This is a genomic window from Achromobacter sp. Marseille-Q4954 (assembly GCF_943737025.1).
GTDB classification, from domain to species: Bacteria; Pseudomonadota; Gammaproteobacteria; order Burkholderiales; family Burkholderiaceae_B; genus Achromobacter; species Achromobacter bronchisepticus_A.
This window is the reverse complement of sequence record NZ_CALSFQ010000002.1, coordinates 60,470-82,590: the sequence shown is the minus strand read 5'-3', so window position 1 is coordinate 82,590 and position 22,121 is coordinate 60,470. Positions and strand designations below refer to the sequence as shown.

Here is a 22,121-nt window from a genome sequence, read left to right as displayed (position 1 = left end):
AGCCTTTCAGGCATCACGGCTTCAGGTCGATTTCCATGCGCACGAAATCGCCGCGATACGTCACTTCGCCCAGGTAGATGACGCGGCGGTCCGGTCCGGTGAACACGCGCCGGACTTCCGCCACCGGCGCATTCACATTGATGCCCAAATGCCGCGCCACCTCGACATCGGCGGTCGAAATGGTCAGCACCTGGCGGGCAGAGACGATATCCACCGAGGACATCCCCATCAGAATGGGGATGACGGTTTCCTTGCGAAAGCGCGCAGGGTGCTTGGCAAAGATGGCGGCGTCCAGGTAGATGTTGATGACGCAGTACGGCTGCCCATTGCGGGCGTGAATGCGCCGCATGAAGACATACTTTTCCGCCGCGACGCCGTCCGAATCGTTCAGCAATGGCGTGCGCGTGGACTCATCGATATTGAGGATGGTCGGGTGCGTATCCCGATAGACGCTGGACAGGTTCTCGAGCGTGGTCTCGACACGGAACCAGCGGTTGTCCTGGGGCGCGCCCGTCACGAAAGTGCCGCGCCCCCGCTGCGGTGAAAGCAGTCCGTCGCGGGTGAGCCTTTCGATCGCCTGGCGCACCGTGACCTTGGCCACGTGGAACTCCTCGGCCAGCGCGTCCAGCGAGGGCAATTTCTCGCCGTTCTTCCACACACCCTTCAGGATCCGCTGCCGGAACAGATCCGAAAGTTGAACGTAGAGAGGGGCTTGGGCGGTGTCGAGAATCATGGCGTCAAAGTGTCCGCGACTATATCACGCGCCTGCGGCCGGGCCGCGCCGCGCGCGTCTTCCAGGATCAGCGCGGCGCCCTTCTCGCCGATCAGGATCGCGGCGGCGTTTGTGTTTGTCGACACCATGCGGGGCATGACCGAAGCATCGACGACGCGCAAGCGCTCGATCCCGCGCACGCGCAAGCGCGCATCGACCACAGCCCCGTCATCCCCGCCCATGCGGCAGGTGCCGGCGGGATGGAACACCGTGCCTCCCTTGTTGCGCGCGAATTGCTCCAATGCGGCGGCGGTCGTGACATCGTTGCCCGGCAGGTACTCCACGCCGGTCACCAGATCGCGGAACGACGGCTGGGCATAGATGTCGCGCAACATGCGCAAGCCCGCGACCAGGACCTTCGCATCGCGCGGCTCGGTCAGATAGTTCGAGACGATGCGCGGCGATGCCAATGGATCCGTGCCCACGATCTCCACGGTGCCGCGCGAATCGGGCCGGCATTGCGTCGCCGACGCGGAGAAACCGGAAAACCGGTGCAACGGGTCGCCGGGTTTGTCGACCGACAGCGGCATGACATTGAAGAGGATGTCCGCCCGGCCGCCGACCGCGTGCTCGGTCGCCGCCAGTCCCCCCACCTGGCCCGCGCCCACCGTGAGCGGTCCCCTGCCCTGGAACAGCCACTGCGCTCCCATGCCCGCAAGGCTGAGCGGATTGCGCACCGCGTCGTTGAGCGACATGCGCCGCTTCAGCTTGACGATCACGCGCGCCTGGTAATGGTCCTGCAGGTTGCGGCCGACTTCCGGCGCGTGCGCCGCAACCGCGATGCCGTGCCTGGCAAGCAGCGCCGCATCGCCCACGCCCGAAAGCTGCAGCACCTGGGGCGATTGCAGCGCGCCCGCCGCAAGCACCACCTCGGCATCCGCCATCGCACGCTTCAATTGGCCCTCTTGCACCCACTCCACGCCCAGCGCCCGGCCGCCTTCGATCAGGATCCGCGTGACATGGGCGCCGGTTTCGATCACCAGGTTCGGACGCGACCGGACCGGATACAGGAAGGCGGTCGCGGCGTCGCAGCGCCAACGGCTGCCGAGGGTCAACTGGTAAGGTCCCACCCCTTCCGATTCGGCGCCATTGAAATCGTCATTTCGGCGGCAGCCGGCCTCGACTGCCGCTTCCACCCACGCAGCCGTGTAGGGATGTTCATTGCGCAGATTGGAGACGCGGAGTTCGCCGGCCCCCCCGTGGTACTCGGACTCGCCCCCGTCGTAGCGCTCGGATTTCTTGAAATACGGCAGCACGTCCCGATAGGCCCAGCCGGTCGCGCCGAGATCGGCCCAGTCGTCGTAGTCCTCATGTTGCCCGCGGATATACAACAAGCCGTTGATCACGCTAGACCCGCCCAGCGCCTTGCCGCGCGGCCACAGGATGGTGCGATCGCCGGTCTCGGCCTGGGCTTCGACCGGGAACAGCCGGGAGAACCGCGGATCGTAGATGGTCTTGAAGTAGCCCACCGGCAGCTTGAGCCAGAAATTGTGCGCGGCCGCTCCCGCCTCCAGCAGCAGCACGCGCACCACAGGATCGCGGCTGAGCCGATTGGCCAGCACGCATCCGGCGGAGCCGCCGCCAATGACGATGTAGTCAAAGCCCGTCCCAGCCGGAATGCTCATGCCTTGATCGCCTCCAGATAGGCAGAAGGATCGAAGTAGCGCGACGCCGGAACCGGATTCGGAATGTTCCCGGCCTGCGCGAAGAAGTCGGTCACCTGCTGCAGCCAGCGGGTCACTGAACCGTCTTCGTACTTGGTGCGCCATTCGGCCGTGGAGAAATACTTGGCCTGCTTGAACTGCGCCTTGAACTCGGCCAGCGGCACGTCTTTGTACTGTGTCTTCTGCAGCGTCTCCACCGCGGCATCCGGAGTTTTCACGATGGCGTCGTTGGCCTCGCCCCAGGCGGCGATGAGGCTGCGGATGGCCGGCTTCTGGGCCTCGTAGAAATCGTTCCTGGCCGCCCATCCGCCCATGATCGCCGCCTCCGGATAGAACGCGGAAGCGTCGATCAGCATGCGCGCATTGGACACCTTGGACCGGACGATCGTGTCGAACGGCACCCACAGCGCGACCGCGCTGACCGCGCCGGAGACGAACGAAGTCACGGCGTCGGCCATGCGCTGGTTGACGATCTGCACGTCCTTGCCCGGGTCCAGCTTGGCCGCGCGCAAGGCCCGGTCCAGGAACACATGGGCGGTCGTGCCCGTGGTCGTGGAGATCTGCTTGCCCTTCAGGTCGGCCACGGTCTTGATCGACTCGTCGCGGACCCAGAGTTGGGCAGTGCCGTACTCGATGTCGTTCACGAGAAAGACCTTGCCCTGGCCGCGGGCGGGGAAGTTCGACACAACCGCGCCGGTGGCCAGCACATCAAGGCTGCCGCCTATCATGGCCTGGAAGATTTCCAACCCCGTGGTGAAGACGATGGGCTCCAGTTCCAAACCATGCTTGGCGTAGCTGCCCATCTGCAAGCCCAGCCGCAAGTGGCCGTCGACGGCGGGCGTATGCAGGTAGCCTACGCGCAGTTTCTTGCGCGCCTGGCCTATGGCGGGCGCCGCGATCGCTGCGATGGAAGCGGCCATGCCGGCCTTGAGTAAGGTTCTGCGGTCGAGCTTCATGGTGTCTCCTTGTGGTGGGGCTGCCGACGCAGGCTCAATCGGTCGGCCGGACGGATTGGCGGGCCTGGGCTTCGTACTCGAACATGACAAGCTCCCGGATCTCGCGGCTCAGCTCGACGAAGCGCGGGTCCTCGTGGACCCGCTCCGATCGGGGGTAGCCGAAAGGCACGTCTATCACCTTGCGTACCTTGGAAGGCCTCGCTGTGACCACGACGATCTTCGACGACAGGTAGATGGCCTCTTCCACCGAGTGGGTGATCAGCATCACCGTCTTGCCCTCGGTCTGCAGCACTTCGAGCAGCAGGTCCTGCATCGCGGTCCGGGTCTGCGCATCCAGCGCGCCAAAGGGCTCGTCCATCAACAGGAACTGGGGCTTGACGGCGTAGGCTCGCGCGATTGCCAGCCGCTGCCGCATACCGCCGGACAGGTGCTTCGGGAAGTGATCGGCGAAATCGCTCAGGCCCATCAGCTTCATGTAGCGCTGGCAGATCTCGGCGCGCTCCCGCGGGCTCGTCTTGTTGGCCGCGAGCTTCATGCCGAACTCGATGTTGCCGCGCACCGTCAGCCACGGGAAGACGCCATATTCCTGGAAGATCACGCCGCGGTCGGGTCCGGGCGCCGTGACAGGCTGCCCATCCAGCGTCACGGAGCCGGAGGTGGGCTGCACGAAGCCGCCGACGATGTTCATCAAGGTCGTCTTGCCGCAACCCGAGGGGCCGATGATGGACACGAACTCGCCATCCCGGATGTCCAGCGTCACGCCATCCACCACCCTCATGGGGCCTGTGGCCGTGGGAAAGTCCACCGTAACGTTGTCGAACCTGATCCTGACTTCCGGTTCCTGGGAAGGCTTCGGCGTTGCGGTATCCACGCTGCGCAGTTGAGTGCTCATGGTCATGGTCTTGAATGTCCGGGATGGTCTCAGGCGATACGGTCTTGCCACGCGACCAGGCGCCGGCTTGCGGCCCTCAGCGCCAGGTCCATCAGCATGGCGATGAGGCCGATGCAGATGATCCCGACGTAGATCACGTCCAGCTGGAAGAACGAGGAGGCATTCTGGATCAGCGCCCCCAGCCCCTGCTGGGCCGCAATGAGTTCGGACGCCACCAGCGTGGCCCAGGCCACGCCCAGCGCCACCCGGATGGCGGTCAGGATGTGCGGCACGGTCAACGGGACGATGACCTTGATGAAGATCTCCACATCATTGGCGCCCAGCGTCCGTGCGACGCGCACGAAGATCGGGCTGATCTGGGCGATGCCCTCGTACATCACGATGACGCCGGCAAAGAACGAGGCATAGAACAGGATGACGGTCTTGGCCGATTCGCCGATGCCGAAGTAGACGATCACCAGCGGAATCAGCGCGATCGGCGGGAGCGCGCGGAAGAAATTGATGACGGGATCGATGAAGACCCGCAGCCCGCGATACCAGCCCAGGCAAAAACCCACGGGCACTGCCACCAGGATGCCTAGCGCGACTCCGGTGAAAACGCGGCGGGCCGACATCCAGATGTCCAGCCACAGCCGGTCCTTGGAGAGCTCTATGAACTTTTCGACGACCGCGGCGGGCGAAGGCACGAGCGCGGGGCTGACCAGCCCGCTGGCGCGCACCGCCAGCCACAGCAAGAGGATGCATAGCCATGGCGCCGCGACGAGCAGCGGGCGCGAGATAAAGGACGGAAGGCGCATGGTGTGTATAGAGGGTTAGACCTGAGTTGCAATCCGTAAGTGCTAAACATACTATAGACCAGCACTTAATATCTTAATGCCATGACAAACCCTAATACGAATCAAGCCTGGGCCATCGAACCATTCACGCTTGCGCGTATCGAGGCCTACGCCCTGCGATGGCCGGTCAAGCGTCCGGTACAAACCTCGTTCGGCACCATGCATGACCGCCCCGCCCTGCTCGTGCGGGTCGAGGACACGGATGGCGCGGTGGGCTGGGGCGAGGTCTGGTGCAACTTTCCCGGCTGCGGCGCCGAACACCGCGCCCGCCTGCTTGAAACCGTGGTCGCGCCGCTGGTCGTCGGCCAGTCCTACGCCTCGGCCCAAGCCGCGTTTGCCCACATGAGCGCGCGCACCGCGGTGCTCGCCATCCAGTCGGGCGAACCTGGCCCCATCGCGCAGGTAATCGCCGGCATCGACCTGGCCTTGTGGGACATGCTGTCGCGCCGGGCTGGCGCGCCGCTATGGCAATTCCTGGGCGGCGCCTCGGACGTGATCCGCGTCTATGCAAGCGGCATCAACCCTGACCGCCCCGAAGATACGGTGCTCGCAAAACACGCGGAGGGCTATCGCGCCTTCAAGCTCAAGGTGGGCTTTGGCGAGGAGCGGGATCTCGCCAATGTCAGAACGGTGCGCGCCCGGCTGCCCTCGGGCAGCGAGCTCATGCTGGACGCCAATCAGGCCTGGGATCTGGCGGGCGCTCTACACATGAGCAGCCGCTTCAGCGAGTTCACGCCGCGCTGGCTGGAAGAGCCGCTGCGCGCCGATCGCCCGCTATCGGACTGGGCGCAGTTGGCAGAAAAAACGGATATCCCCCTCGCAGCCGGAGAGAACCTCATCGGTTCAGACGCCTTCGAGGCCATGATCAACAGCAGGACGCTCAAGGTCGTGCAGCCGGACCTGGCCAAATGGGGCGGCATATCCGGCTGCTTGCCCGTGATCGACAGGATTCACGAGGCCGGACTGCGCTACTGCCCGCATTTCCTTGGAGCGGGTGTCGGCCAGCTTGCGTCGGCGCACATTCTGGCGGCGCGGGGACGAGCCGGCGGCATGCTTGAAATCGATGCCAACGAGAACCCGCTGCGCGCGGCTCTCAGTCCGGCATTGGGTGCGATCGTTGAAGGAGAGGCCCAGCTCGGAAACGCGGCGGGGCTGGGCGTGCAGCCGGATATCGCGCAATTGCGCGATATCTGCGGTATGCGTTCATAACATCCCGGAAAGAAGGCCCGCAATTGTCCGGGCCGCGGGGTTCAACAGGGCTTGACGTCAGCCGGCCGTGCTCCTCGCAAGACGCATCTGGAGAAAATCGAGGAATACCTGGACCTTCTTGGAGTGCCTGCGATTCGGTAGATACGCCGCATGGACGCACACACTCTGTTCTTGAGGATTGACCTCGTAGTCCTCGAAGAACCGGCGCAGCCGCCCGGCCCGCACGTCCTCCCGGATCAGCCATTCCGCCAGCAACGCGATGCCCTGCCCATCCAGCACAGCTTCGCGCAGCATGTCCGAGTTGTTGGCGGCCAAACGCCCCTGCACCTCCACGTGCCGCACCTCGTCATCGCCGCGAAGGAACGACCAGCGTTGCGGCCCGGCCTGGTGGGCGAATCGCAGACAGTCGTGCTGTGTCAACTCCTCAGGCGCAGTGGGCGTGCCGTGCCGCTCCAGGTATTCATGGCTGGCCACCACATAGCGCCGGTGCTCGGCCAATTTGCGCACGATCAATTGAGGCTGCAAGTCCGGTGTGCCGATGCGGACAGCGACATCGATCCGCTCCGCCACCAGGTCCACATACGCATCGGATAGCACCAGATCCAGTGACACGCGCGGATTCTCGCGCAGGAAACCCGAGATATAGGGTCCCAGGCACAAGCGCGCGAAGGTCACTGGCAAGGAAACCCGCAAGGGTCCGACCGCGACCGCGCCAACATCCGACACGCTGCCGTCGGCCTCCTCCAGATCCGACACAACCCTGGACACCTGCTCCAGGTAAGTCGCTCCTGCGTCGGTCAACGTTACCCGGCGCGTCGACCGGGTCAGCAGCGCGGTACCGAGAGACGCCTCCAGGGTATCGATCAGCCGCGTGACGGAAGACGTGGCGACCCCCAGGCGCCGCGCGGTTTTGGAGAATCCTCCTGACTCGGCCACATCCAGGAAGACGCGCAAGGCTTGCAGTTTATCCATGGTTATCTTTGCGAAATACGCAATCCTACGTTGCAATATAGACCGATTCATTGATTTTTACGCAAAGACTAATCTGGCGTTCCTCTCAACGCAAGGAGCCACGCCGTGAAATCCCTGTGCATCGGCGATTCTCTCGTCAGCGGTGCGCAACCGCCCGCGGCGTTCCTGCAAGCCCTTCAACAGGCCGCCGTGGCGGCCGCCAACTGAGCCCCTGGAACACACCAACATGCCTTCCACGCAAATTACCGCCGCCGCCAAGGATCAGGATCCTGCCGCCTCATCAGGGCTGCCACTACGCTTGACCTTCATGCTGGCCGGCAGCGCCGGCCTGTCGGTCGCATCCCTGTACTACAGCCAGCCCATGCTGGGAGTGCTGGCCCCGGACATCGGCGCCTCTCCCCAGTCGGTCGGACTGCTGCCAACATTGACCCAGTTGGGCTATGCCCTGGGCATCCTCTTCCTGGCGCCGTTGGGTGACCGGCATGACCGGCGCAGGATCATCCTCACCAAGGCCGCCATCCTGTTCGCCGCGCTGCTGCTCGCGGCCCTGTCGCCCTCTTTGCCGACGCTGCTGGCCGCCAGCCTGGCCGTCGGCGTGTCCGCAACGATGGCGCAGGACATCGTTCCGGCAGCCGCAACATTGGCGCCAGCCGCGCATCGCGGCAAAATCGTCGGCACGGTGATGACAGGCCTGCTGCTGGGCATCCTGCTGTCCCGGGTAGTCAGCGGCTTCGTTGCCGAGAACTGGGGTTGGCGCGCCATGTTCGCGGCCGCCGCCGCCAGCATCGCGCTCGTGGGCCTGGCCGCAAAGCGCCAGCTCCCGCGCTTCGAGGCCAGCACGCAACTGCCTTACTTCGCGCTGCTGCGATCGCTGGCCGCGCTATGGCGGCAACATTCCGCACTGCGCCGCGCCACTTGGGCCCAAGGCCTGCTGTCTATCGGCTTCAGCGCCTTCTGGTCCACCCTGGCCATCATGCTGCATGACGAGCCCTTCCACCTGGGCGCGGCCGCCGCCGGCGCCTTCGGACTGGCCGGCGCGGCAGGAGCCATGGCCGCTCCCATCGCCGGACGCATCGCCGACCGCCACGGCGCCCCGCTGGTCACCCATCTGGGTGCAGGCCTGGTCGTCGCGTCCTTCGCCGCCATGGGAGTGGCCCCGTTCATGGCGCCCGGCGCGCAGCTAGGGCTGCTGGTCGCCAGCGCCATCGGATTCGACCTGGGCATACAGGCCGCACTGATCGCGCACCAAACCATCATCTACGGCATCGACGCCAATGCCCGCAGCCGGCTCAACGCGGTACTGTTCACCGGCATGTTCATCGGCATGGCCGTCGGGTCGGCGTTGGCAGCCTTGCTGTATGCACAGTTCGGATGGATGGCGGTGACGGTGCTGGCGACGGTCACGGCGCTGGGAGCATTCTTGGTGCGATTGAGGGGCTGACGGCAACGCTCTCATCTCCCGATTCAAAGCGAAAGAGGCGCCGAAGCGCCTCTTTCATTCACCGCAAGACAACAGCGGGATCACTCCCACTCCATCATCAACAGGCCGTCCAAACCCGCATGGTTAAAGGACTTGGCAGTGATCGATATGAGTCTTTACCGTCGCTTTTACCGTCAGAATCGCACATCTTTTGCTGACGCGGGAGATGGGACGATTTCGCGGGGCAACGACGCCAACGACACCATCATCAATCAGCATCAAGGATACCAATTCGAAGTACAGGACGGGAAGCTCAATCACTGCCTCCTATGACATAGCTCATTGCAGCTTTGGCTCCGGCAGCACGAGCGGAGCCTGGGTTGCAATCTGCATGACCTTCGCCGACAAGTCCGCGCCAGACACGTCTTCGTACCGCGCCGGGATCCGTTCCTTGAGCCGAAAAAGCCTCTGGTGGGCAGTCCGTGTGAGCTGACCATAGGTGGCTGCAACCACCCGGCCTCGAAGGACGCCATCTTCACGGAGTTCCTTCTCCTTTGTGGTCTTCGGTGCGATCTCATGCCCAACAACGAATGCGCGGAACATTGGCGTTCCATCCAGTGCACCACTCGACAAGAAGTCTTGAACGTAGCCGTCTGCCTGGTTCATCTCGGCGCGCCCTATCGCCGACTTACCCTTCTTAAGTTCGATGATCAGGACGTTCTGAATACGGGTGAGAGCAGTGTCTGCAGAATCGAAGCCTTCGGTTCCCACGATCGAACAAGTCGCGTCGGCCAACCCCATGATGTCCGGTCGTTGTTTGTCGTTGACAAAGGCATCGTTTGACACCCGCCTCTTGAAAACCTTCTCTGCCGCCGTCCGCAAACTCACGTTCGAGGCGTATTCGCTGCTGTCGAACTCGGGACCGAAGAGCCACCTCGCCTGCGTCACCAATGGATGAAGGGTATGAAGCTCGTCGGCCGCCTCGTCCCCACAGAGCTTCTCTATTGCAGCAACTATCGCAAGTCGGTGGTCGATCTCGTCAAGAACAGAAAGAGCATCACGCACTGTCCATTGGCCCAACAGGCGATCCAAGCCTTCGATGTCCGACTCATCCAGCTTTGTAAGCTTTTCAAGCAAGGCCGCCCCACCCCTGGCCTTTTCCAGATTGATCACCGCTTGCACCGCAACGGAAAGGACGTCTTGAGATGCCGTAGGCATAGATTTCGCCAACTCGCGGGCAAAGGTAGCGACCTCGGCTCTTCCAAGTTGGGAGAGTTCCTTGAACTGCTCCTTGTTACGAACCAATGCCTCTTCCGAACTCTCTTCCACCAATGTCGATGAGAGGGAGGAAAAGACTCGCTGTGCGTACTGACGCACCGCTTCAAACAGGGCGCTTGTCTTGGGGCCTGCCTTGAAACGGGACCAATCCGGCTCGACCTCGGCCATCCAGCCATCGTCAGTCTTGACCACGATTGAGTAACGCTTGGCAAAGCGCGCGCGGCCATCAATCACTGCCTCGGCTCCCACGATCCACCCCGGGGCCCCTACCAGACGGCCGTTTACCCAGAAGGCAATACCTTGGTAGAGAGTTGACTTAGCCGAGCGCGTTGAGTCCACAACGTAGGCCTCAGCAGGAGGGCAACCCTCAATTGCCAAATCTGCCCTCTCGATCAGTCCGGTCTGATTAGCCAACGACACTGACTGGCCGTTGACGCGCACCACAAACTGTGGGTCGTGTAAGAACCGTGCGGACAGTATTTCGCGAATCTTGTCTGGATCAGGTAAGTGACGCTCAACCACAACCGATAGCTTAGTGCCGTGCCCTTGGCGCAAGAAAGCGGTCTCCTTCTCGATGCGGAATGGGGTCTCCTGGCTCTGGGTTCCGATCTCGAAGCCCGCGCCTTTTCCATCGCGCCAAGTCTCCACCGAATACTGACTCGCGAAGCACAGCAGCCCATGGCGGCCAACACCGTTGCGGCCATAGGCCCTACGGCGCCAATCCTTGCGCCCAGCTGGGAATTCCACGTTAGGCCCTTGGTGCTTGATGCGGTCGTAGCCCAGCCTCATCCAGCGGCCCTTGAACTGCGCGGCACTCATGCCGTGCCCATCGTCCTCCACAGTCAAAGCTAACTCACGGGATGGTGGGATAGTCAGGTCCACCAGCGAGGCACCGGCATCCCAAGCATTGGCCACAAGTTCCGTGAGCGCGACTTCCGGATCATGCGCGATACGCCCAAGCGTACGAACCAAATAGTCTTCTTCAAAGAACGATGCAGTCGCGGTATCCGTCTTTCTTCTTGGCTTTGCCATCAATTCTTCCTATCTTTGTGCTTCACCAGCGCAACGTGCTGCGTCCTTTCGACTACATGAAATGTGATCACTGCAGCCGATACTTCGATTGCCTGTTCTTGAATGCAGGCTCGGTACCTTCCAGAATTTCGACAACTCGGTTCTTGATCTCCGGCTGCTCGATCGCACCAGCCTCATACTCAAATCGAACACCCTCGGTGTTGCGGAAGGCATAGATGATCTGCTCAGCATCGCAAACTACCGCCAAGTTCGGGTTGTGCGTGACCATGATGACCTGGCGCCTCTCCTTTGCCTTCTTGATGCACTTGACCAGAATCTTGTAGATGGTTTGGTTGTCGAGATTTTCTTCCGGTTGATCGATAACGATAGGAATGTCATCTTTGTCAACCAATAGGTAGAAGACCAGCAACAAGAGCCCACGCTCGCCGGGCGAAAGCTGGCCGATGTCCTGGCCATCGTAGGTCAATGAGTAACGGGGAGAAAGGTATTCGAGGCCAAAGATGTAGTCGAGGACCTCTGTTGCTTCCACCCCTTTACGAAGCTGGTCGGTCAAACGTGTCTCACGACCTTCCTGCCCTTCACGCTGATCGAACCGCGTGGCTTGATCAATCTTTTCGGCAAAGACGAAAGCGTCGTCCGGCTCAGCGAAACTCGCCTCCTGCAGCATGCGCCGAAGCAACTGGTTGCTCTCGTCGATGCCGGAGAACGTTCCTCGGACCTGGCGATTGAGCTTTGCAAGGAACAGGTCCAAGAAGCCAGCCTCCTCAATGCGGACATGGAACTCCAGAGGAAGGTTCATGTCCATCTGGCCGGCCGACCTTACAAATGCCTGAACAGGCTGATAGAGCCGCTGAAACTCGTCAACCATGCTTCGAATCAATGCATGAATTTCCTTGGAGAGCCCAGCCCGTTGCGCCTTAAGCTCTTGCAGCCGATCAGGTAGCGAGGCGAGCAATCCAATCTCAGCTTCCAACCAGGCAACAGTTCCCTGCTTATCGCTCGCTCCTATGATCTCGACCTTCGATTTTTCCCACTGAACCAGCGCCTCCTTGTACAGGACGAAGAGGCGTTCACGCTCACCAAGCTTGCTTTTGGCATTCGCGATGGAGGCAGATATCTCCTCGCGCTTCTTCAAAATGCCGCCAGACTCCGTGCTTTGAAGCTCCCCGTCGATTGCTTCGATCTCAGCCTGCATCGCCTTGGCAACCTCATCAACGGGCTTGGCGTCGATCCGGACCTCAAACAGTGCGGTAATGGGAATCTCAACCCCGAGCTCGCCCAATAGCTGCTTCAACTCACCTTCGAATACGTTGCATTGCTTCTTCTGGTTGGCCAAGGCCTGTGCCACGCGCTGCGCGACTGCTTGCTTCTTTGCCGCGGTGGACTTCGCCTCTCTGAGGTCCGCCTCCTCCTTGCCGACAGCCTGAAGTTGCTCTTCGAGGCCATCAATTCTGGCTGCTGCCTGCTTGGACTCCTCCAAGGCCTCAGGTGAAGCGTTCGGGTCTTCGACTTGCTTGGGCTTGGACTCTTCGAGAGACGCAAGCTCTGCCCTCTTTGCCGCCAGCCGTTCCTCCAAGCCCTTCTTGAACTCGGGAAAGAGCCGGGCGTCGGCGCCAACGATCTCGGCGTTGACCAGTGACATTCGATCGCGCAACGCCTTCATGGCCTTGTTGATCTCCGCCACTTTGAAATTCAGCAGCGCGTCCATTGACGGTTGGTCGAGCTGATCTTCGACTGGAACGTGGGAGTAGATGATCTTGCGAAGCTCTGCGTCGAACGTTTCTGAACCACCTGTGCCCAGCTCATTGCACAGCGTATCGAGGTAGCTCTGCGGAAGATACTTCACTCGCTCTACGCTGCTGGATTCCGGATCCTTATCCAGATCTCGCAGAGTTTTTGAACCGTCGTGCCACGCCAACGTACCCACGAAATGCTGCGCAAGCTTCGCGCGAGGCTCTCGGAAGCGTGTTTCGTTCAAGAACGAAAAGCTGCGATGGTTCTTGGTATTGCCAGCCAACGCAATAATGTCAGCGAGCGCACTCTTGCCGCTCCCCTTATTCCCAATGATGGCCACCAAGTCCGAATTAAGCGGAAGCTCCATCTCGAACCATGTGTCTGCGAGTTTTGAGTCCTCCTTCTTTGCGACCTTGACCGAGCGAACGAACTTCGTTCGGTTGAGTTCGACATGCTGGCGTTTAGGTGGGTTGTCGCCAACGAAGATGCGATCCTCAAACTCCTCGATGGACTGCAACAGGCCTCTGAAAGTGCTATCCGCCTTAATCCAAGTGAAACAGTTACCGATGCGGTCTTTGTCGGTCGATGCGCTCAACCAATGGGCATCGGAGCAATCAAGCAAATTGGAGTTGACACCAGATTCACGCAGCTTGGCTCTGGCCTTGGCGTGGTCCTCAGGTGATTCGGCAGCGGTGAAAACAAGGTCGGCACTGTTGATGAGTGTTTTCTTCTCAGCAATTGAGTGATCATCCCATTTCAGGTTCTCCCACTCCGTCTTGCCAACCGCCACAACGAACTTACCCTTAAGGGCATCGTTCGCCAACGCCTTATGCAAGCCATCCGCGCTCACGTTGAGGTTATTGAAGCCCTCAACGAGCGGACTCCCATACTCCGCCCGCTTGTCTGCGGGGGCCGACTCGATAATGGCGGCACCCAAAGCCTCAATGCTTTGCCTTGAGATCACGGAGTTCCATCTGCCTTCGCCGGTCGAACCTGGAAGAAGGCGATAGCTTGGGGCAATTGCCGAGATGAACTGCTGGCGGATGAACTCCGCGTCAACCTGATCGAAGATGATGTGGATGTTGATCCTGCTCCAGCTTGATGGAGCGTTCCCTTTCTTGCCTCCCTGAACCACGCCACCGAATTTGTCCAAACGCAGTTCCACCACCGGCAATATCAAATCGATATTTTGCAACCTCCCCTGCTCCCGCTTTGCCTTCAAAACTCTCTCGTAGCCATCGACCAGCACATAGTCATTGATGCCAATGACCTTGAACTCTTCTGGCAGGTTCTCGATGTCCTTCAGAAATGCCTCCCAAGCCTCCTCACGGGTGCCTGGATAGTTGTGATAGAAGGACTCGGGGGTGTGGACGTGCAGGTCCCATTTTTTCCAAGTCGATCCAGTCAGCGCGAGGGGCATGTTTCTCTCTCCGAGATATTTTTTTGTGAAGATCCAGTTCAGCAGAATAGGTCGGTCTCGGTTCCCTGCATTACGTCTTGCTTTTGCCCAGACCATCCCACTCTTTGCCTCCCATTACTCATAGAGCATTGACCGCGCAGCTACAGCAGCATCCGGAAGTTCCGCTTGTCCGCGTCCGTGGACTTCATGATTCGGTACTCCATGCCACTGGCCACCGCGATCTGTTGGGCGAAGTCCTTCTTGGCCTGCACCACCGCGTCCTCGATCTGGTTGTCGGCCTTCACTTCGACGATCACGTACTTCAAGCTGCCATCCGGTTCCTCGCGCTGGAAGATGAAATCGGGGTAATAGCTGCGCACGGTGCGTGAATCCGGGTCGATGTACTGGATAAAGAAATCGGACTGGCCGTGGGTCAGCATCCCGGTGAAGTAGATTTTCTTCACGCGCTGCTCGCGCAGCAGATCCCAGAACAGCCAGTTTTCCGAGCCGGAGTCGAAGCAGTAGGTGTCGAGGTGGAAGCTCTTGGCGCGCTCGTCGTCCTTGATCTGTGTGTCGCCCATCCGGACGATCTTGTCCTTGGCCGCCGATACCTCGTAGTAACCGTTCGGAGGCAGCTTGATGAGATCGACCTCGTGCTCCTCGGTTTGCTGCGACTCGTCGAGGTCGTAGAGCTGGCGGAACAGACGCGGGATGATCTCGTCGTAGAGCAGCTCGTTGAACTCGTTGGTCATGGCGACCAACTCGGCGGTGCCTTCCTTCGTCGCGTCGAGCAGTTCCTCGATCTCCAGCGGAGTGCGATTGAGGTAGCGCGACACCTCAGCAACCAGCGTCAGCGGCGAGAAGGTGCGCTTCTCGCGGCGGTCGGTCAGGTCGAAGGTGCGGCTGCCCGAGGCGCGGGCCGCGTCAGCGGCGGTCAGGCCGTCCTGCTGCGTTTCGATCAGCCGGTACTTCTCGACCAGCGGCCCCCAGGTTTCCTTGCTGGTGCGGTCGAGGCCCAAGGCTTGGCCGGGCACGAGCGTCTTCTCGCGCATCTGGTACTGCTTGCGCACACGCACCAGCTTGATCTGGACGGGAGGTTCGACCACGCGCACTTCCACGCGCTCTTTGTCCTTGCCGGTCTGTTGCAGCTCGTCGGCGCTGATGCGGAAGTTCTGCTGCAACTCATCGTTCAGGGTTCTGAGGTTGCCGTCCGAGAGGAAGACGTGGCCGGTGTGCTGGGCCCCACCGATGGCGCGCAGGCAGCGCATGGTGGCTTGCAGCACAAACACCTTGGACTTCGGCTCGCGGAATAGGCCCACACCGAACAGCGAACGACAGTTCCAGCCTTCGCGCCCCTTGTTGACCAGCAGGATGAACTGCTTTTCCGAGCCTTCGGTGTCGAGACGGTTGAACTCGCGGATGTCGTCGTTGGTGGTGATCTTGCTGTCGCCCACGTTGACCAGAATGCGCGAGGTGGGGATGCCGTGCTTGAGCAGCGCACGCTCGACAGCAGGCTTCAGCTCTTCGGTCAGTTCCTCCACGGTGGCTGCGAAAAATGCCAGCTTGGGCAGCATTCCTTCCGGGCGCAACTCGCCCGATCCTTTCAGGAAGCTCTCGATGGCGATGTCCACAAACTCGTCGGTGCGGGTGTTGGCATAGCCGTGCAGCGTCACCTTCTTGAGGAAGCCCTTGTCGATGGCTTCCTTCAGTCCGTAGGCGTACACCACTTCCGGCAACACCTCGCGCCCCACGTAAGGCGTGCCGGTGTAGTTGTAGCAGGCCACCACCCGCGTACCCGCCGCGCTCAGGCTGGCGGCGAGGATGTCGATAGTGGTGCGCAGGCTGGTATCGGTTTCCTTCGTGCCCACACCCATGTCTTTAGCCAGCGCCTTGCCGAAGGCATGATGCGCCTCGTCCACGTAAATCCCCAACTGTTCCAGGCGGCGCAGCTTCTCGAACCGCTGGTTGGTGGTCAGTTCGCCTTCTTCTTCCGGCTGGTCGAAGTTGTAGAGGTCGGCGGCGTCGGCATAGACGCCCGTGGCGGCAAGAGTCTCGCCGGTCACGCCGAACAGCTTGTCAACGGAAGTCTTTTCCTTGTGCTGGCGCTTGAGGATGATCTTCTGCGTGTTAGAGACGATGATGTTGAAGCGCGAGCGATCCAGCGTGTCTAGCGAGGTGCCTGCTTCTTCTAGGTAGTGGAAGCGCAAGTGCATGGTCAGGAAGTTGACGTACTCCGGCGGCACCACGCGAGCGAGGTCGAATGCCTCGATCTCCTTCAGCGATTGCAGCACCGTTTTGTCGGGCGCGAACACCAGCGCGTTGTGGCAGTAGCGCGTGTCCTTCTCGAATTTGTTACCCAGTAGGAACTCGTAGAAGATGCAGGTCGCCATCAGGATGGTTTTTCCCGTGCCCATCGTCAGCGCGAAGATGTAGTTCGGGTAGGCGCGCGAGTTCTTGCGCATGGCCGCGAACACGGCCTTGTACTGATCCTGCGTGATCTTGTCGAACAGGCCGACCTGGCCCGCGCTGCCCGACACCACGCCGCCCTCAGCACGGCCCGCGAAGCGGCCTTGCTTCTCGAACCACTGCTGGAAGACTTCCTCGACCTTGGCGTTGCCGAGGAACTCCTTCAGGAAGACGTAGGTTTCCAGCGCCTCGAACTGCGGCTGGCGCAAGAAAGCCTTCGGGTTGCGATCCGGGTTGTTGAAGTCAAGGAACTTGCGCGTCAGCTCCTTGTAGTGCGAGCGGATAGTGCCCCGATTAGCCTGATAGAACTGCCAGAGGAACTGGAAGAAGGCAAAGTCGAGCGACGCGCTCACCGCCTTGGCTGCGCGTTTAGTCGCCATTGGCTACGCTCCCTTCCCACGACTCCGACAGCAGGTCGGTGATCTTCACGCGAACGGTGCCTGCGTCTTCCGGCACCTTGTACGCGCCCTTGACCATCTTGGTCTTGCCGGGAATGTCCACCACTGCCGGTTGCAGCACCGCGCCGTCGTAGTTCCAGTCGATCAGCACCGACTCGGCCAGCTCCTTCCAGTCCTCAACCGCCTCCTTCTGGAGCGAGAGCTTTTGCAGTAGATTCATCGGGTAGAACTTCTCGATGACCAGCTCGCCCTTCTTGATGGACACCTTGGCTTGCGAATCACGCTTGAACTCCAGATCGGCCTTGTCGCGCAGGATGTCTACCACCTCCACGTCGATCTTGAAGGGCTTGGCGGCCAGTTCCAGTTCTGCGCGCAAGGTCGGCTCGTGCCCCATGCAGACGAGGGTGATCTTCTCGACCGGGCGGTTCGGGCTTTCGTTCTGTTTGCGCTCCCACGCCTTGTAGTCGAAGCCTGCGATCAGCTCATTCAGGTCGGCGCGCGTAGCGATACGATTGACCGGCATGATTTTGACCATGCGCCCGTCCTTCTCGCCGTCGAACACGGTGCTGAACTCCAGCTTCTGGATTTCCAGCGCTTCGATCAACAGCTCCTTTGCCTGAATCGGATTGCGGAAAATGTCGTAGTGGTTGACGTTGTAGGCCTCAAACCCAGTGAAGTACTTGGCCTCGGGGTCGAGTGCCCTCTGCCGCAGCTCATCAGCGATAGTGATAAGACGTTTCGTCGTGGTTTGAATGGCACCTAGGTTGATGTCCGCACCGATAAAACGCCGTCCAAGCTTCATGGCAACAGCCTGCGTAGTGCCTGAGCCCATAAAACAGTCGAGCACCAGATCGCCAGGATTCGACGCTGCTCGAACAATCCGATCAACCAGTGCTTCAGGCTTCTGCGTCGGGTATCCAACCGCTTCGACAGCCAAGTTATGCAGCTTGTTGATATCTGTCCAAAGATCCTGGATCACCGTCCCTTCATGCTCGCTCTCGTAGCGTTTGAGACGAGGGACGCCGCCTGACTTTGGGTAATGAATCCGCCCCGATCGGTCGTATGCCTCCATCTTGTCCTTGGTAGTCGCCCATGTCCGCCCAGCGGACGGCCAGACGCCCTTCCATTCATACACAAGGTTTCCCCCATCGCCGTGGCGGGGAGCATCCAATGGAAGCCTGTTGTATCGCTCATTTCGTTCTGGATCGAACGAATCAAAGAATGTTTCGACGTACTCTTTGTCGATCTTCTGAAGTACCTTGTTCCAAGTGCGCTCGGGCGACTTGGAGAAGTAGTAGATAGCGTCATGAATGTTTCCGCAGCGTCCCGGATCGTTGTGCGCGAATGCCTTGCGCCAAATGATCTCGTTGACGAAGCGTTCCTTCCCAAAAATTTCCTCTAATACACAGCGAACAAAATGCGAAACTCCGCTTCCGACGTGAACGAAGATTGCTCCCTTTTCAGAAAGCAGCTCTCGCAACAGGACCAACCTCTCATAGATGAACTGCAAGTACTCGTCGTTGTTCCAAATGTCGGTGTACTGCTTCTCCTCAAAGGAGGACTGATCGCCAACAGCCTTCGCGGACTGCCGCTGAATTGACTTCTTGTAGTCCGCCTTCGAGTCGAACGGCGGGTCGATATAGATCAGATCAACCTTGCCCCTAAACTCCTTCAGCAAGTGACTCATCACCTGAAGGTTGTCGCCCCAGAAAATCTTGTTGCGCCAGCCGTCTACTTCCTCGCCGTGGACTTCCTTCAACTGCGCCGGGTAATACTGCGTCGAGGTGAACGGACGCTTGCCGCGCCAGTTAAGCATCGGATAGCCCTTGATCGGCTCGAACTCGTACTTCTCAACGTTGGTGGTGGCGCCATCGGGCGTGGCCAGTTGCAGGCTGTCCTGCGCGGGGGTGTTCTTGCTCATCAGTTGCTCTTCCTGAATTTCCAGTTCTTGTTGTCGCAGTAGGCACGCATGTCACAGCTCAGGCACAGCTTGGCCGGGCGTGTCGCTATGCCGTAATCCTGCCGCTCGATGCGGGCCACGATGTCGTCGAAGCGCGCGATGGTCTTGCCGATGGCGCGGTCGTCCTTGCTGAAGGAGACGTAGGGGTTTCCGCCGTCTTCGCCGGTGTAGTACAGGTGCATCCGGCTGACCTTCTGGCCGGTGCGCTCCTCGACCAGATGGGCGTACACCTCCAACTGGCTCTGGTACTGGCGCAGCCGCTCCCGATCCTTCTCCATGTCGGGCTTCTTCTCCGACTTGAAGTCGATGATCTCGACCGTGTCGTGCTCGCCGCGAATCAGGTCAACGCTGCCCTTGAGGATGTACTGATCCTTGACCAGCGAAATCTCGACTTCGGCCTCCTTGATGCGATCCCAGTTGCCGTTCTCGCGCTCGTAGTAGCGCAGCACGTGCAGCAGCGCGGCTTGCTGCGAGCTGGGGGCGAGGTACACACGCTCTTTTTTCGACAACAGGGCGTAGTTGGCCGCAAACCAGCTCTTGATGCCGTCGAAGGTGATGGTGGCTTCTTCGCCGCGCAGCACGGTCTTGTGGATGTCCTCGATGGTTTGATGCACCAAGGTACCGAAGAGCATCGGGCTTTCGCGGATGGCGGCGAACTCTAGCTCCTTGAAGAAGCGGTACTGCTCGGCGCAGTTCTCGAACACGGTGATGTCCGAGGTGAACGAGTATTCGCGCTTGAGGTTGATCTGTTTGACCGCCTCGTAGGTCAGCGCCGAGAGATCGACATCGCGCCAGCTCGGCACCTCGTAGAACAGACGCTCGAAATACTTCGACGGCGACTTGCCCCGGCCCTGTTTCTCCTGCGCGGCCAGCACCAGCAGGTTCTGCGCGCGCGAGAAGGCCGTGTAGAACAGCCGCCAGAAGTCGAAGTTCTTGATGTGGTCGAATGGCTCGAAGCGCTCCTTCGAGAGGTAGCCACCATCTTCCAGCAGCACGTCCAGCTCGCCGTACTGCTTGCGCGGCACCGCCTCCAGCGAGCCGCATACCACCACCGGGAACTCCAGCCCCTTCGACTGGTGGACGGTCAGGAACGACACGCAGCCCTTAGGCGCGTACTCGGATTCGTCCTCGTACTCGCCGATGCCGCCATCCTGAAGGAAGCGCAGAAACTGGTTGAACAGGTCGCGGATGTTCTTCTCCAGCCACTGCGGGTTCAACACGCTGACGAAATGCAGGTATTCGAACTTGGTGAGCAGCTTGGAGAAGGTGCCGAGGTTGCGGGCCGCGCGCCCCTTGTCCACGCCTTGCACCGCTTCTTCGGTGAGGAAGCGCGAGAACAGCGGGAACTGAAGCAGTTGGTAGAACAGGCCGGAGAAGGCGTAGTCAGTGTTCTGCGTGAGCACGGCGTGGCGCTTGGCCAGCGGACGCGCCCAATCCAGCAGGGGCTTGTTTTCCGGCTTGCGCAGCTCATTGGTGAAGGGCTTGAAGCAGAGCTGGTCGTAGTAGTCCCAGATGTCCAGATGCACGCCTTCGGCCCACGCGCGCACCTTCGGGAACTGCGGGAACAGAAAGATCAGCGCACCGATCATCAGGCGGATTTCTTCACGCTCGAAGAACATATTCGAGCGGGGCGAGAACACTGGCACGCCCTGCGCTTCGAGGAAACGCGCCAGCGTTACCACCTTGTCGTTCTTCACCGAGCGGAACAGGAAGGCCACCTGATTCCAGTCCGCCAGCTTGCCGGACGCCTTCAGGCCGTTAAGGAAGGACAGCACCTCGGCGTGCCAGTTGGTGGTTTCGCCCTTGTCGTCGCTGGCGGCCAGCCGCACAGCCGTGGGCATGTCGGGGAAGTCGTCCTCGCGCGGCACGATCTGCTTGGCGAAACGGAAGACGCGCGTGCCGTCGTCCCATTGCTGTTCCTTCATCCACTCGTTGTAGAAACGGATGATGTCCGGGTGCGAGCGGTAGTTGACGGTCAGCTTGACCTGCTTGCACTGGCCCTCGTCGAACAGCGCGGGGAACTCCAGAATGTTGCGGATGGTCGCGCCGCGAAAGCGGTACAAGCCCTGGTCGTCGTCGCCCACCACGCAGAGATTCTTCTTCTCGCCCGCCAGCAGCAGCAGGATGCGTTCCTGAATGGTGTTGGTGTCCTGGTACTCGTCCACCATCAGGTAGGACAATTTCTCGCGCACCTGCGCCAGCACTTCGGGGCGCTTCTCCAGCAATTGCAGCGCCTCGTACTGGATGCCGGAGAAGTCGAGCGAGTTGTTCTCGTGCAGCAGTTCCTGGTATTTGGCGAAGCACGCGGCCAGTGCGCGTATTTCCGGCTCCGGGGCGGCGGCTAGCGTGGCGGCGTCGAGCGCTTCTTCGCTGACCTTGTTGAGCCACTTGAGGAGGTTCTCCGACTGCGCCCAGCGGCCCGTCTGGTCGTCGCCCATGACGAGCTGGGCGTCGGGCAGTTCGCGGAACTCCTTGATGCGCTGGTACAGAAAGTATTGCTGGTCGAACTGATCGAACAACGTGAAGCTACGCTTGAGCCGGGTGAACTCGCGGAAGTCCTCCAGCAGCCGCAGGCAGATGGAGTGGAAGGTACCGAGGTACATCTCGTTCAGGTTGAACTTGATGCCCAGATCGGTTAGCCGGTTGGAGATGCGCGTGGTCAGTTCGCGTGCGGCCTTGTCGGTGAAGGTGACGACAAACAGCGACTCCGGCGCGACGCCTTTCTGCGTGATGAGATAGACGATGCGCTCGACCAGCGTGAAGGTTTTGCCGGAGCCAGGGCCCGCGATGATGAGCACCGGGCCATCGGTGGCGAGGATGGCTTCGAGCTGCTGCAGGTTGGCGCTGGATTGAAGGGCGGCGCTGGTCATTCCGCTCCCTCGTCGTCATCGGCCATCGCCTTGCCGATGCGGCTGGCGATCCACTGATCCAGGTCGCCGCGACGGAAGCGCCACGTGCCGCCGAGCTTGAAGGCCGGGAGCTTGCCGCTCGCCGCAAGGCGATAGACCGTGCGCTTGCCTGCCTTCAGGTAGGCGGCAACCTCGTCAATCGTGAGGATTTCGTCCGGCTGGTCGCTCATCGGCTTTCCCATATCGTCTGCGGTGCTTGGTTTACTGCTGTATCTTGTCATAAT

At 60.7% G+C, this 22,121-nt stretch carries 14 protein-coding genes; 2 read left to right on the top strand and 12 right to left on the bottom strand.

Features of this window, described 5'->3' with window-relative positions:
- Positions 1-13: 13 nt before the first annotated feature.
- From NGK62_RS18395 to NGK62_RS18375, 5 genes are read right to left on the bottom strand one after another with little or no spacing between them, the layout of a single operon-like run.
- Positions 14-733, bottom strand: a complete 720-nt coding sequence (locus NGK62_RS18395; protein ID WP_059373200.1) for a GntR family transcriptional regulator — start codon at positions 731-733, stop codon at positions 14-16.
- Complete coding sequence (locus NGK62_RS18390; protein ID WP_251879723.1) at positions 730-2,397, bottom strand: GMC family oxidoreductase; 1,668 nt, start codon at positions 2,395-2,397, stop codon at positions 730-732. The genes NGK62_RS18395 and NGK62_RS18390 overlap by 4 nt, the downstream gene beginning before the upstream one ends.
- Positions 2,394-3,392 carry an ABC transporter substrate-binding protein gene (locus NGK62_RS18385; RefSeq protein WP_251879722.1) on the bottom strand — a complete coding sequence of 333 codons (999 nt, stop codon included), beginning with the start codon at positions 3,390-3,392 and terminating at the stop codon, positions 2,394-2,396. Before NGK62_RS18385 ends, NGK62_RS18390 begins: the two co-directional genes overlap by 4 nt.
- A 34-nt stretch (positions 3,393-3,426) precedes the next feature.
- Positions 3,427-4,284, bottom strand: a complete 858-nt coding sequence (locus NGK62_RS18380; RefSeq protein WP_251879721.1) for an ABC transporter ATP-binding protein — start codon at positions 4,282-4,284, stop codon at positions 3,427-3,429.
- Between the two features lie 29 nt (positions 4,285-4,313).
- Positions 4,314-5,081 carry an ABC transporter permease gene (locus NGK62_RS18375; protein WP_251879720.1) on the bottom strand — a complete coding sequence of 256 codons (768 nt, stop codon included), beginning with the start codon at positions 5,079-5,081 and terminating at the stop codon, positions 4,314-4,316.
- Between the two features lie 81 nt (positions 5,082-5,162).
- Between NGK62_RS18375 and NGK62_RS18370 the strand changes: the two genes are divergently transcribed.
- A complete protein-coding gene (locus NGK62_RS18370) occupies positions 5,163-6,329 on the top strand; it encodes a mandelate racemase/muconate lactonizing enzyme family protein (protein WP_251879719.1) in 1,167 nt (388 codons plus the stop codon).
- Positions 6,330-6,386: 57 nt separating this feature from the next.
- Here the strand turns inward: NGK62_RS18370 and NGK62_RS18365 are convergent, their stop codons facing one another.
- A complete protein-coding gene (locus NGK62_RS18365; protein WP_118932191.1) occupies positions 6,387-7,301 on the bottom strand; it encodes a LysR family transcriptional regulator in 915 nt (304 codons plus the stop codon).
- 226 nt (positions 7,302-7,527) lie between these two features.
- On the opposite strand from NGK62_RS18365, the gene NGK62_RS18360 reads away from it, so the two are divergent.
- Positions 7,528-8,742 (top strand): MFS transporter, encoded by a 1,215-nt coding sequence (locus tag NGK62_RS18360; RefSeq protein ID WP_502802975.1) that lies wholly within the window; start codon positions 7,528-7,530, stop codon positions 8,740-8,742.
- 318 nt (positions 8,743-9,060) lie between these two features.
- Here the strand turns inward: NGK62_RS18360 and NGK62_RS18355 are convergent, their stop codons facing one another.
- The 6 genes from NGK62_RS18355 to mads1 form a co-directional block, all read right to left on the bottom strand.
- Positions 9,061-11,031: an ATP-binding protein gene (locus NGK62_RS18355; protein ID WP_251879718.1), complete on the bottom strand. Its 1,971-nt coding sequence runs from the start codon at positions 11,029-11,031 to the stop codon at positions 9,061-9,063.
- 67 nt (positions 11,032-11,098) lie between these two features.
- Positions 11,099-14,185: a TrlF family AAA-like ATPase gene (locus NGK62_RS18350; protein ID WP_251879717.1), complete on the bottom strand. Its 3,087-nt coding sequence runs from the start codon at positions 14,183-14,185 to the stop codon at positions 11,099-11,101.
- A gap of 140 nt (positions 14,186-14,325) precedes the next feature.
- Positions 14,326-17,010, bottom strand: a complete 2,685-nt coding sequence (locus tag NGK62_RS18345) for a TnsA endonuclease N-terminal domain-containing protein (RefSeq protein ID WP_251879716.1) — start codon at positions 17,008-17,010, stop codon at positions 14,326-14,328.
- Complete coding sequence (locus NGK62_RS18340) at positions 17,000-18,949, bottom strand: site-specific DNA-methyltransferase (RefSeq protein WP_251879715.1); 1,950 nt, start codon at positions 18,947-18,949, stop codon at positions 17,000-17,002. The genes NGK62_RS18345 and NGK62_RS18340 overlap by 11 nt, the downstream gene beginning before the upstream one ends.
- Complete coding sequence (locus NGK62_RS18335) at positions 18,949-21,858, bottom strand: ATP-dependent helicase (protein ID WP_251879714.1); 2,910 nt, start codon at positions 21,856-21,858, stop codon at positions 18,949-18,951. Before NGK62_RS18335 ends, NGK62_RS18340 begins: the two co-directional genes overlap by 1 nt.
- Complete coding sequence (mads1, locus tag NGK62_RS18330) at positions 21,855-22,067, bottom strand: methylation-associated defense system helix-turn-helix domain-containing protein MAD1 (protein WP_251879713.1); 213 nt, start codon at positions 22,065-22,067, stop codon at positions 21,855-21,857. Before mads1 ends, NGK62_RS18335 begins: the two co-directional genes overlap by 4 nt.
- Between the last annotated feature and the right edge of the window lie 54 nt (positions 22,068-22,121).

Excerpts from the sequence above, each read along its gene's own strand:
- NGK62_RS18395 (WP_059373200.1), bottom strand. The coding sequence starts at position 733 with ATGATTCTCGACACCGCCCAAGCCCCTCTCTACGTTCAACTTTCGGAT.
- NGK62_RS18390 (WP_251879723.1), bottom strand. The coding sequence starts at position 2,397 with ATGAGCATTCCGGCTGGGACGGGCTTTGACTACATCGTCATTGGCGGC.
- NGK62_RS18385 (WP_251879722.1), bottom strand. The coding sequence starts at position 3,392 with ATGAAGCTCGACCGCAGAACCTTACTCAAGGCCGGCATGGCCGCTTCC.
- NGK62_RS18380 (WP_251879721.1), bottom strand. The coding sequence starts at position 4,284 with ATGAGCACTCAACTGCGCAGCGTGGATACCGCAACGCCGAAGCCTTCC.
- NGK62_RS18375 (WP_251879720.1), bottom strand. The coding sequence starts at position 5,081 with ATGCGCCTTCCGTCCTTTATCTCGCGCCCGCTGCTCGTCGCGGCGCCA.
- NGK62_RS18370 (WP_251879719.1), top strand. The coding sequence starts at position 5,163 with ATGACAAACCCTAATACGAATCAAGCCTGGGCCATCGAACCATTCACG.
- NGK62_RS18365 (WP_118932191.1), bottom strand. The coding sequence starts at position 7,301 with ATGGATAAACTGCAAGCCTTGCGCGTCTTCCTGGATGTGGCCGAGTCA.
- NGK62_RS18360 (WP_502802975.1), top strand. The coding sequence starts at position 7,528 with ATGCCTTCCACGCAAATTACCGCCGCCGCCAAGGATCAGGATCCTGCC.
- NGK62_RS18355 (WP_251879718.1), bottom strand. The coding sequence starts at position 11,031 with ATGGCAAAGCCAAGAAGAAAGACGGATACCGCGACTGCATCGTTCTTT.
- NGK62_RS18350 (WP_251879717.1), bottom strand. The coding sequence starts at position 14,185 with ATGCCCCTCGCGCTGACTGGATCGACTTGGAAAAAATGGGACCTGCAC.
- NGK62_RS18345 (WP_251879716.1), bottom strand. The coding sequence starts at position 17,010 with ATGGCGACTAAACGCGCAGCCAAGGCGGTGAGCGCGTCGCTCGACTTT.
- NGK62_RS18340 (WP_251879715.1), bottom strand. The coding sequence starts at position 18,949 with ATGAGCAAGAACACCCCCGCGCAGGACAGCCTGCAACTGGCCACGCCC.
- NGK62_RS18335 (WP_251879714.1), bottom strand. The coding sequence starts at position 21,858 with ATGACCAGCGCCGCCCTTCAATCCAGCGCCAACCTGCAGCAGCTCGAA.
- mads1 (WP_251879713.1), bottom strand. The coding sequence starts at position 22,067 with ATGAGCGACCAGCCGGACGAAATCCTCACGATTGACGAGGTTGCCGCC.